This is a genomic window from Streptomyces sp. NBC_00448 (assembly GCF_036014115.1).
Taxonomy (GTDB): Bacteria; Actinomycetota; Actinomycetes; order Streptomycetales; family Streptomycetaceae; genus Actinacidiphila.
This window is the reverse complement of sequence record NZ_CP107913.1, coordinates 1,369,713-1,387,292: the sequence shown is the minus strand read 5'-3', so window position 1 is coordinate 1,387,292 and position 17,580 is coordinate 1,369,713. Positions and strand designations below refer to the sequence as shown.

The 17,580-nt window shown below is 74.8% G+C and carries 11 protein-coding genes; 5 read left to right on the top strand and 6 right to left on the bottom strand.

Going from position 1 to position 17,580, the window contains the following annotated elements; translation table 11 throughout:
• Window positions 1–25 precede the first annotated feature (25 nt).
• Window positions 26–1,513, bottom strand: coding sequence for an AlkA N-terminal domain-containing protein (locus OG370_RS05855; RefSeq protein WP_328461296.1), 1,488 nt, complete (start codon window positions 1,511–1,513; stop codon window positions 26–28).
• 272 nt (window positions 1,514–1,785) lie between these two features.
• Here OG370_RS05855 and OG370_RS05850 point away from each other — a divergent pair, with 272 nt between their 5' ends.
• On the top strand, window positions 1,786–2,775 hold the full coding sequence (locus OG370_RS05850) for an ABC transporter ATP-binding protein (RefSeq protein WP_328461294.1): 990 nt from the start codon (window positions 1,786–1,788) through the stop codon (window positions 2,773–2,775).
• Here OG370_RS05850 and OG370_RS05845 read toward each other — a convergent pair.
• The 3 genes from OG370_RS05845 to OG370_RS05835 all read right to left on the bottom strand — a co-directional run bounded on the left by OG370_RS05845 (window position 2,761) and on the right by OG370_RS05835 (window position 9,793).
• Window positions 2,761–5,577 carry a hypothetical protein gene (locus tag OG370_RS05845; RefSeq protein ID WP_328461292.1) on the bottom strand — a complete coding sequence of 939 codons (2,817 nt, stop codon included), beginning with the start codon at window positions 5,575–5,577 and terminating at the stop codon, window positions 2,761–2,763. The two genes, OG370_RS05850 and OG370_RS05845, sit on opposite strands and share 15 nt — an antisense overlap.
• Before the next feature lie 146 nt (window positions 5,578–5,723).
• On the bottom strand, window positions 5,724–8,987 hold the full coding sequence (locus OG370_RS05840) for an ABC transporter permease (protein WP_328461290.1): 3,264 nt from the start codon (window positions 8,985–8,987) through the stop codon (window positions 5,724–5,726).
• Window positions 8,988–9,361: 374 nt separating this feature from the next.
• Window positions 9,362–9,793 carry an NTP pyrophosphohydrolase gene (locus OG370_RS05835; protein ID WP_328461288.1) on the bottom strand — a complete coding sequence of 144 codons (432 nt, stop codon included), beginning with the start codon at window positions 9,791–9,793 and terminating at the stop codon, window positions 9,362–9,364.
• Window positions 9,794–10,259: 466 nt separating this feature from the next.
• Here OG370_RS05835 and OG370_RS05830 point away from each other — a divergent pair, with 466 nt between their 5' ends.
• Window positions 10,260–10,610: a hypothetical protein gene (locus tag OG370_RS05830; protein ID WP_328461286.1), complete on the top strand. Its 351-nt coding sequence runs from the start codon at window positions 10,260–10,262 to the stop codon at window positions 10,608–10,610.
• Window positions 10,611–10,679: 69 nt separating this feature from the next.
• Window positions 10,680–12,884 carry a SpoIIE family protein phosphatase gene (locus OG370_RS05825; RefSeq protein WP_443060619.1) on the top strand — a complete coding sequence of 735 codons (2,205 nt, stop codon included), beginning with the start codon at window positions 10,680–10,682 and terminating at the stop codon, window positions 12,882–12,884.
• A 7-nt stretch (window positions 12,885–12,891) separates the two neighbouring features.
• Here OG370_RS05825 and OG370_RS05820 read toward each other — a convergent pair whose 3' ends face one another.
• Window positions 12,892–14,538: a hydrolase gene (locus OG370_RS05820; protein WP_328461284.1), complete on the bottom strand. Its 1,647-nt coding sequence runs from the start codon at window positions 14,536–14,538 to the stop codon at window positions 12,892–12,894.
• Window positions 14,539–14,876: 338 nt separating this feature from the next.
• Between OG370_RS05820 and OG370_RS05815 the strand changes: the two genes are divergently transcribed.
• Window positions 14,877–16,274 carry an NADP-dependent succinic semialdehyde dehydrogenase gene (locus tag OG370_RS05815; RefSeq protein ID WP_328461282.1) on the top strand — a complete coding sequence of 466 codons (1,398 nt, stop codon included), beginning with the start codon at window positions 14,877–14,879 and terminating at the stop codon, window positions 16,272–16,274.
• Between the two features lie 69 nt (window positions 16,275–16,343).
• Here the strand turns inward: OG370_RS05815 and OG370_RS05810 are convergent, their stop codons facing one another.
• Window positions 16,344–16,958, bottom strand: coding sequence for a TetR/AcrR family transcriptional regulator (locus OG370_RS05810; RefSeq protein ID WP_328461280.1), 615 nt, complete (start codon window positions 16,956–16,958; stop codon window positions 16,344–16,346).
• A gap of 136 nt (window positions 16,959–17,094) precedes the next feature.
• On the opposite strand from OG370_RS05810, the gene OG370_RS05805 reads away from it, so the two are divergent.
• Window positions 17,095–17,553, top strand: a complete 459-nt coding sequence (locus OG370_RS05805; protein ID WP_328461278.1) for a cupin domain-containing protein — start codon at window positions 17,095–17,097, stop codon at window positions 17,551–17,553.
• Window positions 17,554–17,580 lie beyond the last annotated feature (27 nt).

Below are 17,580 nucleotides of genomic sequence, written 5' to 3'. Positions count from 1 at the left end.
GGGGCGCGCGCTCCCGCTCGCCGGTTCAGGCCGTGTGCTGGGGCGCCCGTTCCGCCCGGCCCGCGGACGCCGAGCGCCAGCGGTGGTGGGTCGCGTACGAACTCCACGGCCGCCAGCGGGCGGCGCCCGCCACGGCCGGCTCCAGCAGGACATCGGGGTCGCCCAAGGCCCGCATCCGTATGTAGCCCGCCGTCCAGGGGTGCACGCCCGGCAGCGCCAGCAGGGCCCGTTCGGCCTCGTCGCGGTCCGCGCCCGGGTCCAGCCGTACCGCGCCCGACGCCAGCGCACGGGAGACCGCGCGTACCGCGGCCCGCCGCTCGTCCGGCACGTCCACCGCCGCCAGGTCCGCGTCCACCAGTTCGGCCGGGCGCGGGAAGAGCAGCGCCAGTCCGCCGCTCGGTGCGGGGAGCGACTGCCCGTAGCAGGAGGCGAGTCGGTCGGTAGCCCGTCGGGCGCGGGGGGCCGTCAGCCCTTCGGCCAGCACCGCGCGCACCGCCAGTTCCTCGGGGTCCGCCGCCCCTGGTGAGCGGATGCCCGGGCGCCGCGCCACCAGCGGGGCCAACTCCTCGTCGGTGCAGAGCCGTTCGGCCACCGCGTACGGGTCCGCGTCCAGATCGAACAGCCGCCGCATCCGCTGTGTCGCGGTCGTCAGGTCCCGCAGGTCCTCCAGGTGCAGCCGGCACGCCAACCAGCTTCCCGTGCCGGCCCGTTCGGACACCTCCGCGACGCCCGCGCCGTGCGGCAGCCGCAGGGTCCGGCGGTAGGTGCGGCCGTGGGTACGGCCCGGTCCGGGCGGGCCGGCGTCCTGGCCCACCACCTCCTCCACCCCCGCGACCGTGCGCGCCGCCAGGTAGTCGAAGACCTGCCCGCTGTCGTAGGCGCCCCGGTACGCCAGCCGCAGCGGCACCCCGGCCGCGCCGTCGGGCCCCAACTCGCCCTTCCGGCCACCGGAGTTCGCCCGGGCCGAGCGCAACTGGGTCGGCGTGGCCGCGTAGATCTCCCGCATCGTCCCGTTGAACTGCCGCACGCTGGCGAAGCCGGCGGCGAACGCGATGTCCGCGGCCCGCAGGGACGTGGTCTGCAGCAGCACCCGCGCGGTGTGGCCGCGTTGGGCCCTGGCCAGCGCGATCGGGCCGGCGCCGAGTTCCGCGTTGAGCTGGCGCTGGACCTGGCGGGCGCTGTACCCGAGCCGTGCGGCCAGGCCCGCGACGCCCTCCCGGTCCACCACGCCGTCGCCGATCAGCCGTACCGCCCGGCCGACCACGTCGGCACGCGCGTTCCAGTCCGCGGAGCCCGGCACGGCGTCCGGGCGGCACCGGCGGCACGCGCGGAAGCCCGCGGACTGGGCTGCCGCGGCCGTCGCGAAGAACGAGACGTTCTCCCGTTTCGGGGTGACCGCGGGGCAGCTCGGGCGGCAGTAGATGCCGGTGGTCGACACCGCGAAGAAGAAGAGGCCGTCGAACCGCGCGTCTCGGCTTCGGACGGCCTCGTAGTTGCCCTCTTCCGTTGCCATGGTTCCCAGTATCGCCTGCCGGCCGTCTTCCGGCCGGCGTGTTTCGGACCCGGTGGTCCACCTGGCGAGGGCGCCCTGACCTGCGGGGCTGACCGGTTCTGTCGGTTCCAGGACATCCCGCCGGCGGGGGCCTCGCGCAGTTCCCCGCGCCCCTGGATACCTGCGGCGCCTCGACACGTTGCCCCCGGGACTACCCTTGCCGCTGTCGGATCGCGACTTCACCCGGGGGGACGGCCGTGGCCGCTCGTGAACGGACAGCCGGTGCACCGGACTTGGCGGAGTTGACGCGACGGGCTGCCGCGGCCGGGGTGCCGGACCGGGACGAGGGTCTGGTCGTGTGCGAGAACCTGGTGCGGATCTACCAGACCGAGGGCGTGGAGGTCCAGGCGCTCCAGGGCCTGGACCTGGCCGTGGCCGAGGGCGAGATGATCGCGGTGATCGGGGCGTCCGGCTCCGGCAAGTCCACCCTGCTGGGCATACTCTCCGGCCAGGACGTGCCCACCGCGGGCTCCGCCGAGGTCGCCGGGCACGACCTGCTGGCGATGAAGCGCCGCGCCCGGCTGGAGTACCGGCGCTCCACCGTGGGGTTCGTCTGGCAGCAGACCGCCCGCAACCTGCTGCCGTACCTCTCGGCGGCCGAGAACGTGATGCTGCCGATGACCTACACCGGGGTGCGGCGCTCCGGGCGCCGGGCCCGCGCCGAGGAACTGCTCGACCTGCTCGGCGTCGGCCACTGCCGGGACCGTACCCCCGACGCGCTGTCCGGCGGCGAGCAGCAGCGGGTCGCCATCGCCGTCGCCAACGCCAACGAGCCCCGGGTGCTCTTCGCCGACGAGCCCACCGGCGAACTCGACACCGCCACCAGCGACGAGATCTTCGCCGCGCTGCGGCAGGCCAACGAGGAACTGGGCGTCACCGTGATCGTGGTCACCCACGACACGCTGGTGTCCGAACAGGTCCAGCGCACCGTCCGGATACGCAACGGCCGCACCTCGACCGAGGTGCTGCGGCGGGTCGCCACCGGCGAGGACGGCGTCGAGGCCCTCACCTCCGAGGAGTACGCGGTGCTGGACCGCAACGGGCGGCTGCAGATACCGCGCGAGTTCACCGAGCGCCTGCACCTGCGCAAGCGGGTGCGGCTCGCCCTGGAGTCCGATCACGTCGGCGTGTGGCCGGACACAGCCGCGCGCCAGGCGAAGGCGGCCGCCGACGCGGAGGGCGACGGGACCGGTCACGTCCCGCCGCCGTCAGCCGAGGCGTAGCACCGCGCCCAGGCGGCGCCTGCGGGCGAGGACGGTCTCCGTGGCCGCCGCGACCAGGATCAGCAGGACCACGCCGCCGACCAGGGCGAGGGTCAGAGCGTAGTCGGTGCGCAGCGCCGGTTGCGTGGCGCCGCCGGTGAACTGGCGCAGGTTCAGCGTCGGTGCCATGAGCCGGGGTTCGACCACGCCGACCAGGGTGCCGCCCACGGCCGCGGCCGCCGCGAGCGGGAGCATCTGCAGGAAGTGCAGCGCCCCGGCCGCTTTGCCGCCGAGGCCGAGCGTCCGCAGGAACGAGGTGGTGCGGCCGCGTTCGTGCGAGGTGAGGATCAGTTCCAGGGCCACCGCGAGCAGGCCGGACAGGGCGGCGAGAGCCGAAGCGGTGGCGTAGACGTTCTCCAGGCCGCGGGTCAGGCCGTCGTCGCGCAGGGCGCTGAGCGTCCGGGAGCGGGTGCGGACCGTTGCCAGCGGCCCGAGCGCCTTGGCCGCCGCCGACTGGAGGGCCGCCGTGCTGGTGCCGGGACCGTCGCCCTGGAGGAGCAGCACGGTGGTCCCGGAGGACTGCTGCGGCATGAGGTGGTCGGCGGAGGCGGCGGTGATCAGCAGCGGTGTCCCGGGCGCGAGTTGTGCCGTGATCGGGCCCAGCAGGGGGTCGCGCAGGTCCGCGGCGCTGAGGGTGCCGACGGGGTCCAGGGCCAGCTGCACGGGCGGACGGCCGTGGACCTCGACGGTGGAGGTGAAGCCGCCGGTGCGCTCGCGCGCCCGCAGGGCGGGCGACACGACGGACGGCAGCGGGACGCCGGCGCCCGTCGTGTCGCCCGACGGGCCGATCAGCGCGGACCGCAGGGTGCGGGCCAGCGGCGAGTGCGGGGCGAGGGCCACCAGTTGCCGGGGCTCCACGGTGATCACCGCGACCGACGAGATCTCGGCGCCGTCGGCCTGCCCGACCAGATCGAGCGCGTGCAGATGCTGGAGGGCGGTACGTATCCCGCTCGTGCCGGTCAGCGCGTCCGGTGCGGGCGCGGTGTCCCCGGCGGTGGTCGCGGAGGCGTCGGCGCCGGTGCTCCAGGCCGCGCCCGCCGCCAGGCCGTCGCCGATCGTCCGCTGCACGAGCCCGCCGAACACGGCCGTGCCCAGGGTCAGCACCAGCACGAACAGGGCCAGCCCGGTCGCCGGGGCGTCGTGCGCGGCCCGGGCCGCTCCGATGAAGCCCACGGTGCCCTTGCCGCGGCGGGCCCGCAGGAGCAGCAGCCGCAGGGCGAGCGGGTAGAGCCGCAGCAGGATCAGCACGGTGGCCAGGGCCAGTAGCACCGGCACCGCGCCCAGCACCCAGTCGGGCCCCTGTGACCTCAGCGCGGCCACGCCGGCGGCCGCCGCGAGCAGCACGGTGACCTCCACGACCACGCGCCGGCTGCCGGCGACGGGCCGGCGGGTACGACGCCGGCGGGTGGTCCGTCGTGGCCGGGGCGGTTCGCGGACCGCGAGCCAGGTCAGCAGCGACACCGTCAGCGCCGCGGTCGCGGCGAGCACGGCCGCGGACAGCGGTCGTGGAGCCCCGGAGACCCCGGTGGGGGCGAGCAGGCGGCCGCCCGCCCAGCCGAGCAGCGCGGCGATCACCACCACCGGCCATGCCACGGCACCGCGCAGCAGGACCAGCCGCGCCGTGGAGGCGCCGCGCGCACGCTGCAGCCGCAGGTGCGCCTTCCGCCGGCGCAGCAGCAGCCGTACGGCGACCGCCGTCGTGGCCAGCGCCACCGCGGCCAGCGCGTCGACGGCGAACGTCGCGAGCCCGCGGGCCTGGTGGTCCTGCGCGCTGAAGGTGCCGACGAGCGGTGTCAGCGCGTCGGTGACGGTCAGCGGCCCCGTGCGCTGGCTGCCGACCGCGCAGCTCTCGCCGCCGGTGTACGCGTCGGTCCCGCGGCACAGCGCCCGGTCCAGGTCCGTGCCGTAGCGGGACAGCGGGCCGCTCAGCGCGCGGGCCCGGTCGAGCGCCGACTGGCGCAGATCGGCCCGCAACTGCCAGGTCACCGAAGGGCCCGGCACCCCGGCGGCCGCCAGCCGGTCGGCGGCGTCGGTGCCGACCAGGCCGCTGACGGCGAGCACCGTGCCGCCGGCTTGCTGGGCGGGGTAGCGGGAGGGCTGGGCCAGTGACGGCCGGTTGCCCCAGAAGTCGTCGGCGCCGGCCGCGGTCCGGAAGATCCCGCTCACCACCAGCTGCGCGTCGGGCGACCTCTGCAGGGCCGGCACCCGGGCGAACTCGACGCCGAGCCGGCTGCCGGCCCGAACTCCCAGTGCCTGCGCGGTGGCCTGCGACAGGCCGATCTGCGGCGCCGCGCCGATCGGCGTGCGGTCGGCCGGCGCGTGGCCGCTGACGTAGCGCAGATGGGCCCGCGCGTCCGGCAGGTGGCTGATCGCCAGTGTGGTGCTGCTGCCTGTCTCCCCGGGTGGGAGCGGGGAGGTGAGAGTGGCCGGGTTGTAGTCGTAGCCGCCGCTGCCGGCGAAGCTGAGATGCCGTGCCGCGGAGCCGCTGAGCCGGTGGGAGAGGGCGCGGCCGTCGCCGAGCAGGGTGGCCATGTCCAGGGCCGGCGGGCCGGAGTTGAAGACCTCCGGCACGGTGCTCAAGGTGATCAGGGGGGCGCCGGCCTGCGCGGCGGCGACGCGTTGCCGCAGCGCCCGGTCCTCCTGGCGGCCCGCGAGCGAGGGGGCCCACGCGCACATGCCCGCCAGCACCAGGACCAGCACCGCCAGGCAGGCGAGCAGCGGCAGATCGCCCCGGGCCTCCTTGCGGATCAGGCGCAGCGTCATCGCCGCACCCGTGCGCCTGCCCGGACCCGGACCCGCGGCGGGACCCGGCCCCGTACTCGTATCCGCGGCTGCACCCGCACCCGTGTCCGTACTCCTGCCTCCGCCCGGGACGCGGCGCGCGGTCCGGTCCTGCCCGGTGGCGCGCCTCAACGGTCTTCCCCCGCCCGCAGCACGCGCACCAGGTCCACCCGGGCCAGCAGCCGGGCCAGCGCCAGTACGACCGCACTGACGGCGAGCGCGGTCGCCACCGCGGTCAGCGCCACGGTCCGCCAGGGCATGACCAGCGGCAGCGGCGGATACGGTGCCTGTCCGCTGTCGTCCACGGTGACCAGCGGCAGCACCGCCGACGCCAGCCCCATGCCCATCAACGCCCCCGGGACCACCGCGAACAGGGCCAGACCGACCTGCTCCGTACCCAGCAGCGCGGCCAGCCGTCCGGAACCGACGCCGATCGCCCGCAGCAGCGCGAACTCCTTGCGGCGCTGCCGGGCGGAGATCACCGCGTGGACGGTGAAGGCGATGACCGCGAAGCAGGGTGCCAGGTCGCGGACCAGCTCCAGTACCCGGCGCAGCCCGCTGCGGAACGGGTCGGACCGCAGCGCCGCGGCGGCCTGCGCCGTGGTGGTCACCCGGCCCAGCGCGGGCTGCGCCTGCGCGGCGGCGGCCGTGCGCGCGCTGTCGGTGCTGCTGATCCACCAGAACGCCGGGTCCTGCTGCGGGGCGCCGGCGCGCGTGAGGGCGCCGGCGAGCAGGCGCTGGTCGGCGATCAGATGCCCCTGCCCGCTCCCCAGTCCGCGCGGCGGGCCGACCCGGCCCACGACCTTGGCGGGCACCGGGGCGCCGCCGCCCAGGTCCAGTGTGGTGGCGCTGCCCACGGTGAGGTGGCCCTCGCGCAGTGCCTGCGCGTCGGCGCGCACGGGAAGCGGCGCCGGTCCGCCGGCGGGCCCGGCCAGCAGCCGCACCTCACTGTCGGGCTGGGTCCTGTCGTCGTCGGCGCCGTCGGTGTCGTCCGCGCCCGGGGTCCGGTGGCCGGTGCTGATCGTGGTCCGCAGGACGGCGGAGCCGCCGGCGCGGATCGAGCACACCCCCGGGAAGCCGTAGACGTACGCGCCGGACGTGTCCCCCCGGCAGGCTCCCGCGGCGGCGTCCGCGGCGGCCACGGTGCCGTCGCTCCACACCTGCCCCCGCGGCAGGGGAGCGGCCCAGGTGTCCGTGGTGCCGCGCGAGCCGATCCGGAGCAGGTCCAGGTCAAGCCGGGCGGGCGCCACCCCCACCTGCGGCAGGACGTTGACCGCGGTCACCGTCAGCGGGTACGCGCGCGGGCGGCCGCCGCCGAGCGCGACGTCCAGGGGGATCGCGAGGGTGTGCCGGGCGCCGTCGGCGGCGGGCAGGGCGGCGGACATGGTGCTGTCCAGTCCGGCCGCGTCCTGCACGACCAGTTCCAGGTGGGGCGGCGCGGTGCTGCCGTCGCTGCCGAGCTTCTCGTCCAGCAGCAGCGTGGTCGGCCGCCCCGGGAGGGTGATCCCGTACGCGGCCGGGGCGGACGTACCAGCCGGGGAGGCCGTACCGGGAGGGGTGGACGTACCGGGGACGGCCCCGCCGATGGTGGCGTCCAGCTCCTCGCCGGTCCCGCCGGGCAGGTTCACCGTCGCCTGGGTCACCGGCGTCACGGCCGTCACCGCGGGCAGCGCCCGATAGGCGGCGTCCAACACCTCGGCGGGGTAGTCGTTGTCCTGGCCCGGATCGATCCTGACGTCCGCGCCGACCGTGAACGCGGCCTGCTCGGAGGCCAGACCGCCCAGGCACGCCAGCGCGGTGGTGGCGAAGGCGCTCACCGACACGGCCAGGCACATCAGCACCACCGGGCCGGCGTTGCGCGCGGCACGCCGGCTCAACTGCCACCCGGCCAGCGCGGGGACCAGCCCGCGGCCCCGGCGGCCGAACGCGTCCAGCAGCCGGGCGGTCAGGGGCAGCAGCCGCAGCAGCAGGAGCGCGGCGGCCCCGCTCGCCACGGCCGGGACCAAGACCATCACCGGGTCCACGGACACGCCGCCGATCCCGCCCGCGATCAGCGAGCGGTGCCGCCGCAGTTCCAGGAACCCCAGGATCGCGACGGCCAGTAGCGCCAGATCGGCGCCCCACCGCTGCGCGACGGCCGCCCGCGCGCCCCGGCCCGCCCGCAGCCGCACCGTCGGCAGGACCGGCAGCAGGACCGCCGCGGCGTGCACCAGCAGGGTCAGACCCACCGCCGCCCAGGCGTCGGCGCCGCGGCTGCCGGGGTGCAGCAGCCCGGCCAGGTACGGTGCCGCGACCGCGGCCGGCACGCCGGTGACCGCCCATTCGGCCGCCGCGCCGCGCAGCAGTCGCGGGGTGCCCGCGCCCCTGGCCTGCTGGAGCGCCAACTCGTCGCGCCGGCGCACGGTCATCTGACGGGCGGTCAGCAGAAGGGTGGCGAGCGCGAGGACGGCCAGCATCACGCTCGGCAGGTACAGCGCGGACCGGGCCGCCACGATCGGCACGTCCAGGTCGTCGATCGCCTCCGGGAGACCCGAGGACACCGCCAGGTCGTCCAACGACGGCCGCTTCCCGTGGAACACCGACACGTCGCTCTGGCTGCCGGTGAAGCCGCGCACCCGGTCGTGCAGTCCCGCCAGGTCTCCCGCGCCGAGGTGGGAGAAGTCCGGCTGTACGCTCCAGCGGGCCGTCACGTGCCCGTTCAGCACGGCGCTTCCGTTCAGGGCCGCCGCGGAGACCACCAGCAACTGCTGGCTGCTGCTCTCGCCCTCGGTCAGGTCACCGGCCATCGCGGGCCAGAACCCGACGGCTCCGGCCGCACGGAAGACGCCGGCGATCCGCAACGTCATGGTGCGGCCGGCGGCGTCCTTCAACCGTACGCGCGAACCCGGGCGGAGCTTCAGGCGCTCGGCCAGCGGCTGGGGCACGGCGGCGTCCACCGGGGCCGTCGAACCCGTGGAGACGCGCACCTCGGGCAGCGAGGTGAACGTGCCGGCCGGGGCGTCCGCCGTGCCGGCCGGCCAACTCCCCGCGACCAACTGCCCGAACCTGCTCGGGTCCTGCACCGCGACCGGGTGCAGCCCGCTGCCGCCGGGCCCGCGCGGCGGTCCCTCGGCGCCGTCGACACCGGTCACCGACACCGCCGAAGTGCCCAGTAACCCCACGGACGTTCGCTGCGGCACGCTCCCGAAGACCCTCGCGGCGGCGGCCCGTACGCTCCGGTCGGCGGCCGCCATCCCCCCGGCCCGGAACGACGCGTTGACCGACACCTGCGCGTCGAGGTCGGCGGCCAGCCGCCGGTCCGCCTCGGACTCCACCGAACGCCCCGCCAGCGTCACGAGAGTTGCGAGGGCGGTCGCGCACAGGAGTACGGTCACCGCGACCGCGGCCAGCACCAGGCCGTGCTGCGTCGAGCGTCTCGCTGCCGCGGGAAGGCGGCGCGGTGTGCGTGTGACGGCCGTTCCGACCACGTGAACCCCCGTCCGCGGCCTCGAACATGTGACGTAACGGTGCGTCGCAGTCCTACCAGGCCGCGCCCCACCGACGCAATGTCGGTCCCCCTGAGGGTGCCCTGACCCCCCGGGTTGCCTCGTCCTGTCGGCCGAGGGACCACCCGCCGGTGGTGGGCTTGTCGCGCAGTTCCTCCCCCAGAGCTTTGCCTGGGAGGTACCCCCAGCGCCCCTGGATTGCTGCGGCTCCTTCCGCGGAGGAGGGTCACAACCAAGGGGCGCGGGTGGTCCCGGGACCGGTAAAGGGGCAAGCCGGGGGGTCAGGGGCGCCGCCTTACCGTGCGGGGGCCCGTCACGTCGGCGCCCACGGCGACCACGCGGGAGCGGAGGCCGCGGTCGGCGGTGACCACGAGGCAGGGACGGGCTCCGCCCCGGTGGCCGCTTTCGTCGGCGCGGGCCTCCGCCGCCACCTCGGCGATGAGGTCGTCACCGCTGCCGGGCGCGGAGCGGACCGTCACACCGGGGACGGAGCCGACCCCGCGGGCCGCGCCCTCCACGACGAGGACCACGTCCAAGGGGACGCCGACCGTCCAGGGTGGCGCGGGGCCGTCCGCGGGGAGTCCGGCGGTCGCGTAGGGCACGAGAGCGTCACGCAGGCGCTCGGCGGCCGCGTACCGGTCGCGCCACCAACCGTCCGGCACGGAGCCGACCACGTTCGCGCCGTCGACGACGAGCAGTGGTCGTTCGGTCACACCCCCCACCCTCGCACACGCACCTCACTGCAGCGGGGGCGCGGCCGGCTCGGGCTGGGGCGTCGGCGGGATCGGGTCCGGCGCCGGGGAGGGCGGTGTCGGCTCGGGGCCGGGAGGCGTCGGCACGGGATCGGGAGCCGGCCCGGGCACCGGGTTCGGCGTGGGGTTCGGTACGGGGCTGGGTCCGGGTCCGGGTCCCGGCGTCGGGTCCGGACCCGGCGAGGGGCCGCCGGGGCGCGGCGGCGTCGGCGTCGGGAATGGCTCGGTCATCGTGACCTCCCAGGTCGGTACGGCACGGGACGCGAACGCGCCCCGCGATCGACGCCCTGTCGCTTACCCGATGCCCCCGCGGGCATGCCGCCCTCGGCCCGTGCGGGTGAACCCGGTGAAGATCGGCAACCGTGTCCCCATCCGCCATGTCCCTCCGGGCAACCGCATCCCGAGGAAGGGAGCCGAACCCGTGCCCATGGACCGTAGAGTCCCCGCGCAGCGCCTCGGCGGCGCCGACGGCCTCGCCCATGTCGTGATCACCGCCCGGGACGAGGCCAGCGCCTACCGGGTCTTCGACGCGCTGGTGGAGCGCTTTCCCGGCGTCGAGGCGCCCGTCCCGTGGCCCGCCCGCCCCGGCCTGGTCGCGCTGCGCGTCCTCACCCCGACCCTCACCGCGCCCCTCGGCCCCACCGCCGGCTCGCCGCCGTCCTCGCCCCCTCCCTCGGACCGCCCGCACGGCCGCCCCCGCACGTCGCATCCGTCATCGGGTGATAATAGCCATGATGACCATCATTCCGGCAAAAGCGATATACATCCCCGAAAGTGACGAAGCCGCCCTGGTGATGCGTCGCGCGTACGTGGTCCCCGGTCCCCGGCCCGACCCCGGAGCAGTCGGATGACAGCTCGCAAGCGCCTGGCCCGCGGCCGCTACGACCCCCGCGTGGGCCCCTCCGTCTCCGGCCGTCCCGTCTCCCCGGCGATCGGCCCGGAGGAGCGGCTCGCCATGAACGGCATGGGCAGCTTCGACTGGGATCTCGACCAGGGCGTCTTCGACCTCGACGAGGCGGGGCTGCGCGTGTTCGACCTGCGGCCCGAGGAGTTCAACCGCAGCCCAGACGCGTTGGTGCTGCGCGTCACCCACGAGGAGGGCGACCGGATCGACCGCGAGCTGCGCCGCGCCATGCAGTCCGGCCGGCGCAGCTACGGCGGCTACTTCCAGATCACCCGCCGGGACGGCGTCAAGCAGTGGACCCACACCCAGGGCACGATCCTGCGCGACGAGCACGGCTACGCGCACCGCGTCGTCGGCATCGTCAGGGACGCCACCGACGACCTCACCCAGGCCCCGCCCGCCGCCGCCCCCGCCCCCGCCGACGGTGAGGTGCCGCCGCGCCACAGCTTCTCCTCGATCGTCGGCCGTATCACCGAGGCGCTCTCGCACGCCGTCACCATCGACGACGTCACCGCCGTGCTGACCGGCGTCGGGGGCGTCGAGCGGTTCCGCGCGGACGGGCTGACCCTCTCGCTCGTGGAGGGCAGCAACATGAGGTTCGTCGCCACGGCCGGCGAACTCATGCGCGGGGTGCCCTCGTTCGAGCCGGTCCGGTTGATCGAGTCGCTGCCGCTCGCCGACACCGTACTGACCCAGCAGCCCCAGTTCTTCGCCGACAACGACGAACTGGAGGCCCGCTTCCCGCTGGTGCGCCCGTTCGTCGAGAAGATCGGGATGGACGCCTGCGCCTTCCTCCCGCTGATCGCCCAGTCCCACTCCATCGGCGGGCTCGCCCTCTTCTACCGCGGCCGCACCCGGTTCAGCCGCGAGGACCGCGAGCTGTGCGCGGCACTGGCCGGCATCCTCGCCCAGTCCCTGCAGCGCGCCATCCTCTTCGACCAGGAACGCGAGTTCGCCACCGGACTGCAGGCCACGATGCTGCCCCGGCATGTCCCGCGCTTCGACGGCGCCGAGATCGCGGTGCGCTACCACGCCGCCTCCAGCGGCCGCGAGGTCGGCGGCGACTGGTACGACGTCGTGGCGCTGCCGCAGAGCCGGGTCGGCCTGGTGGTCGGCGACGTCCAGGGGCACGACACCCACGCGGCCGCCGTGATGGGCCAGTTGCGGATCGCCCTGCGCGCCTACGCCGCCGAGGGACACCCGCCGTCCACCGTGCTGGCCCGGGCCTCCCGCTTCCTCGCCGAACTCGACACCGAGCGCTTCGCCACCTGCGGATACGCCCAACTCGACCTCACCACCGGCACGTTGTGGACCGCGAGGGCCGGCCATCTCGGCCCGCTGATCCGGCACACCGACGGGCGTACCGGCTGGCCGAACGTCCGCGGCGGCCTCCCGCTCGGCCTGGCCACCTCGTTCGACCTCCAGGAGTTCCCCGAGACCCGGCTCGACCTGGTCCCCGGCGAGACCCTGGTGTTCTGCACCGACGGCCTGGTCGAGGAGCGCGACGCGGACATCACCATCGGCATGGAGGCGCTCGCCGAGGCCGTCCACCACGGCCCGCAGCGCGCCGAGGAGTTGGCCGACCACCTCGCCGACAACCTCTGGCAGCGCTGGGGTTCCAACGACGACGTCGCGCTGCTCATCCTGCGCCGCTCCCCGGACCCCGGCACCACCCGCGCGCCCCGCATCCACCAGTACGTCCACCAGGCTGACCCCGAGGGGCTGGCCGACGCCCGGCTCGCGCTGCGCCAGGCCCTCACCGCCTGGGAGTTGGACGACCTGTCCGACGACATCGAGCTGGCCGCCGGCGAACTGCTCGTCAACGTCCTGCTGCACACGGAGGGCGGCGCCGTCCTCACCCTCGAAGTGCTGCCGGAACCGGTCCGCCGGGTCCGGCTGTCCGTGCAGGACCGCTCCAGCGTCTGGCCGCGCCGCCGTACCCCCGGCGAGGCCGCCACCTCCGGCCGCGGCCTGCTGATGATCGACGCGCTCGCCGACAACTGGGGCGTCGAACCGCGCGGCGACGGGAAGGCCGTGTGGTGCGAGTTCGGCCCCGAGGACGGCGAGGACGGGGAAGGGGACGAGAGGGCCGAGGAGGAGGGCGGCGGGGGCGGCGGCGGGGTCGCCGACACCGACCCCACCGCCTGACCCGTGCTCAACTCACGTTCAGCGCCGTGTCGTCGATGACGAACGAGGTCTGGAGCTTCGACCCCTCCACGCCGGTGAACTTCACCGTCACCGTCTGACCCGCGTACGCGCTCAGGTCGAAACTGCGCTGCGTGTAGCCGGCCGCCGCGTTCGTGTTGGAGTACGTCGCCAGCGTGGACAGCACCGTGCCCGAGGAGTTGAGCACCTGCGCGGTCAGCGTGTCGTACGCCGTCGTGCCGGTCTCCGCGGTGTCGATGTGCAGCCAGTAGCTCAAGGAGGCGGAGCAGCCGGACGGGATGGACACGCTCTGTGACAACGTGTCGTTGGTGGCGGTGCCGTAGCCGTCCAGCCACGCCTTGTACGAGCCGGTGTGCGCGGCCTCCGCGGTGGCGTTCGTGATCACCTTGCTGCTCGCCGTCCAGCCCGTGTTGCCCGACTCGAAGCCCGGGTTGGCGAGCAGTTGCGCGGAGGTGCAGCCGCCCGAACCGCCCGTGGTGGAGCCGGTGGTGGAGCCGGACGACGTGCCCGAGGACGTACCGGAGGAGGTGCCGGACGACGTGCCGGAGCTGGTGCCTCCGGTGGTGCCGCCGCTGCCGTCGCCGGCCAGCCACGCGGTGGCGTTGAGCGCGAGGGCCGCGTCGGTGCCGCGCGTGTCGTTCCAGCCGTCGTACAGGGTGTTGCCCGACTGGCCGGTGCCGTCGTCGACCGGCGAGCTGTCACCCCAGATCGCCACCCGGCCGCTGCCGAAGGTGCTGGTGACGAAGAACGCGCCGGTGTTGCCGGAGTAACCCGTGCGGTACAGCAGGCCCTTGACGGCCGAGTTGTCGGCCGGCTTGAGCGTGAAGGTGGTGCCGTCCGCGATGATGCTGCCGGTCACGGTGCCGAACGGGCCGTGCAGCACCGGGTCGGAACTGTCGCTGATCGCCTTGGGGGTGTCGGTGCTGATGTCGAGCAGGTCCACGGAGAAGCCGAACGGGTCGGAGTTGTCCACCCCGTTGTTGGTCAGCAGGTCGTTGATCACCTTCGGCGAGTCGTAGCCGTCGTTGTTGCGGTCGCTGCCGTTGTGGTCGGAGATCAGGAACAGACCGCCGCCGTTCTTGACGAACGTCATCACCGCGGTCTTCTCGGCGGCGCTCAACTGGGTGTTGGGCTCGTCGAGCACGAACTCGTCGAAGTTGCTCAGGTCCTGCGGGTTGGAGGAGTCGCCGTAGGTGATGGTCTTGCCAGACGGCAGCGTCGCCAACTGGTAGCCGCCGGCCTTCTGCAGGGCCACGCCCCACGACGACAGCGCGCCGGTCCAGTCGGTCTCCTTGCTCGGCGAGGCGTTCTCGCCCAGCGGGTCGGGCTGGCTGGTGCTGATGATCCAGTCGGCGTTGCCGGCCGTCTCGGCCTTCGTGTTGTCGAACAGCACGCGGTGGGTCGCGGTGGCGGCCGGGGCGGCCCCGGTTCGCGGGTCGGCCGCGGCCTGCGCGCTGCCGCCGGACAGCCCCAGACCGCCGAGCGCGGCCACCGCGCCCAGCGCGGCGATCGCGCCGACCAGCACGCGGCTGCGGGGGACCAGCGGGACACGCGGCAGCCGCGGCGCCCGGTCGGCGTCGGCGGTACGGGATCTGCGGGGCGAGCCGGTGGTGCCAGGGACTCGGAAAGCGGGCATCCGTCAACCTCCAGGTGGGGGCGGTGCATGGGGGAACCGTCATCGGAAGCGGGCGTGCGGGTGCGGTACATGGTGCGCCACCTGATTCTCCGCGCGTAGAGCCCGAGAAGCATGTGTCTGGTGTGACGAATCGGTGAACGTCCCTCGAAGCACACGAGTGCGCGGCGGTCCCGGATGCCACCACGGTGGCCCCCGTGCTGTCGCGGACCGGGCCGCACCGGGTGACGATGGCTCCGGGCCCGCGGGCACCCGGCGCCCGTACGGGTAGCGGCACGACACCCGGGTAGGGGCACGACAACGGCACAGCACCGCAGCGGGGGGCAGAGGAGGAGCAGCAGATGCCCATCGCCACCGTGGACCCCGCCACCGGCCGGACCCTCAAGACGTTCGAGCCGATGGACGCGGCCGCCGTCGAGGAGCGGATCGCCCGGGCGGAGAGCGCGTTCCGGGAGCACCGCGAGACCGACTTCGCCACCCGGGCCGCACTGATGCGCGCCGCGGCCGACCTGCTGGACAGCGAGCGCGACACCATCGCGCGGACCATGACCACGGAGATGGGCAAGACCCTCGCCGCCGCCCGCGCGGAGGCCGCCAAGTGCGCCAAGGCGATGCGCTGGTACGCCGATCGGGCCGAAGGGCTGCTGGCCGACGAGCACCCCGACCCGGCCGACGTGGCCGACAGCGGCGCGCACCGCGCGGTCGTCCGCTACCGCCCGCTCGGCGTCGTGCTGGCGGTCATGCCGTGGAACTTCCCGCTGTGGCAGGTGATCCGCTTCGCCGCGCCCGCGCTGATGGCGGGCAACACCGGCCTGCTCAAGCACGCCTCGAACGTCCCGCAGACCGCGCTCTACCTCGGCGACCTCTTCCACCGGGCGGGCTTCCCCGAGGGCTGCTTCCAGACGCTGCTGATCGGCTCCGGCGCCGTGGAGGATGTGGTGCGCGACCCGCGGGTGGCCGCCGCCACCCTCACCGGCAGCGAGGGCGCCGGCCGCGCGGTGGCCGCGGCGGCCGGCGACGCGATCAAGCCGACGGTGCTCGAACTCGGCGGCAGCGACCCGTTCGTGGTGATGCCGTCGGCCGCCGCCGAACTCGACGCCGCCGCGTCCACCGCCGTCACCGCCCGGGTGCAGAACAACGGCCAGTCCTGTATCGCCGCCAAGCGGTTCATCGTGCACGAGGACGTGTACGACGCGTTCGCCGAGCGCTTCGTGACGGCCATGGAGCGGCTGACCGTCGGCGATCCGACCGCCGAGTCCACCGACGTCGGGCCGGTCTCCACCGAGCAGGGCCGCGCCGACCTGGAGGAACTGGTCCAGGACGCGCTGTCCCGGGGCGCCGAGGCGCTGTGCGGCGGCCGCCGCCCCGCGGCACTGCCCGACGGCTGGTACTACGAGCCCACCGTGCTCGCCGGCGTCACCGACGCGATGCGCATCCACCGCGAGGAGGCGTTCGGCCCGGTCGCCACCCTCTACCGGGTGCCCGACCTCGACGCGGCCGTCGCGCTCGCCAACGACACGCCGTTCGGGCTCAGTTCCAACGTCTGGACCCGCGACGCGGACGAGCAGCGCCGCTTCGCCCGCGACCTCGAAGCCGGCGGTGTCTTCTTCAACGGGATGACCGCCTCCCACCCCGCCCTGCCCTTCGGCGGCGTGAAGCGCTCCGGATACGGCCGGGAGCTGTCCGCGCAGGGCATCCGGGCGTTCTGCAACGTCACCACGGTGTGGTTCGGGCGCTGAACGGAGCGGGGCGCGGCGGCGTGCGGGCCGTACTGCCGCGGGGGACGGCGGAACGTCTTCGCGCCGGCGTCAGGGCCGGTCCGGCAGGGTGCGCAGCGCGGCAGCGGTCAGGGTGGACGCGGTGCGCACCGCGCTGGCGATCGCCACGTCGGGGGCGAGCCCGCACAGGTCGGTGAGGCAGAAGAGCGCCTCCGCGCTGACGGCCACCGCGAGGTCGCGTTCGAGCTGGGCGAGCCGTTCGGGGTCGGCCGCCAGGAACGCCTCGCGGACGGGTTCGAGGGCGTGCTCGATCAGCCCGAACCGGATGCCCGGCCGGGCGCTCGCCGCCTCGGGGCGGGTGATGGTGGCCGCGATCATGGCCCGTACCGCGCCCTGGCGGGCGAGGGTGCCGCGCAGCAGGAACTCGCAGGCGAACGCGACGCGTTCGACCGGATCGGCCGACCCGGCGACCGGCGACAGCGCGTCGGCGGGCTCCGGCCACGCGCCGGCCAGCGCCTCGCCGATCAGCGAGGCGAGGTCGGGGAAGTACCGGTAGGCGGTGGCCTCGGAGACCAGCGCGGAGCGGGCGATCTCCGGCATCGTCACCTCGCGGCCGGACCCGACGAGGTCGCGCGCGGCGGCGATGATCGCCGCGCGGGTGCGCTTCTTCTGGTTGCTGCGCCCGGTGGCGGCCTGTGCGGTCATCGTCCCGTCCCTTCCTGTCGATCAGCCTTCATCGTAGCACTCGACTCTCTTCATGAGAGTTGACTTGCACGATGAGAGGGAGCGTCCTACCTTTGTGAGAGCGAATTCTTGCGAATGAGTGAAGGAGCTGGCAGCCATGACCGAGGTCTCCGTGATCGGCCCCGACGGCGGCGAGGTGATCGCGCTGGGCGGGACCCGGATGCGCATCCTTGAGGACGGCGCCACCACCGGGCACCGGCTCGGCATCGGTGAGATCACCATCGCCCCGCACACCGAGGGCCCGCCGCAGCACCGGCACGCCGAGCACGACGAGGGCTTCTACGTCGTCTCCGGCACCGTGCACTTCACCGTCGGCGACACCGTCCACGTCGCACCGGCCGGGTCGCTCGCGATGGTCCCGCCCGGCGCCCCGCACACCTTCGCCAACCACGGCGACGAACCCGCCGTCATCCTCAACACCTTCACGCCCGACCTGTACGTGCGGTACTTCCGCGACCTGCGCGACATGATCGCCGCCGGCCAGGAGCTGAACCGGCAGGCGACCATCCGCACCATGAGCCGCTACGCCACCGTGCCGGCCGACGACTTCGCCTGAGCTCGGGCCGTTCCGGCCGTCGGCCCG

What these genes read in the sequence shown, in the direction of transcription:
- OG370_RS05830 (WP_328461286.1), top strand. Translation starts at nt 10,260, where the DNA reads ATGGACCGTAGAGTCCCCGCGCAGCGCCTCGGCGGCGCCGACGGCCTC.
- OG370_RS05825 (WP_443060619.1), top strand. Translation starts at nt 10,680, where the DNA reads ATGACAGCTCGCAAGCGCCTGGCCCGCGGCCGCTACGACCCCCGCGTG.
- OG370_RS05855 (WP_328461296.1), bottom strand. Translation starts at nt 1,513, where the DNA reads ATGGCAACGGAAGAGGGCAACTACGAGGCCGTCCGAAGCCGAGACGCG.
- OG370_RS05810 (WP_328461280.1), bottom strand. Translation starts at nt 16,958, where the DNA reads ATGACCGCACAGGCCGCCACCGGGCGCAGCAACCAGAAGAAGCGCACC.
- OG370_RS05815 (WP_328461282.1), top strand. Translation starts at nt 14,877, where the DNA reads ATGCCCATCGCCACCGTGGACCCCGCCACCGGCCGGACCCTCAAGACG.
- OG370_RS05820 (WP_328461284.1), bottom strand. Translation starts at nt 14,538, where the DNA reads ATGCCCGCTTTCCGAGTCCCTGGCACCACCGGCTCGCCCCGCAGATCC.
- OG370_RS05845 (WP_328461292.1), bottom strand. Translation starts at nt 5,577, where the DNA reads ATGACGCTGCGCCTGATCCGCAAGGAGGCCCGGGGCGATCTGCCGCTG.
- OG370_RS05805 (WP_328461278.1), top strand. Translation starts at nt 17,095, where the DNA reads ATGACCGAGGTCTCCGTGATCGGCCCCGACGGCGGCGAGGTGATCGCG.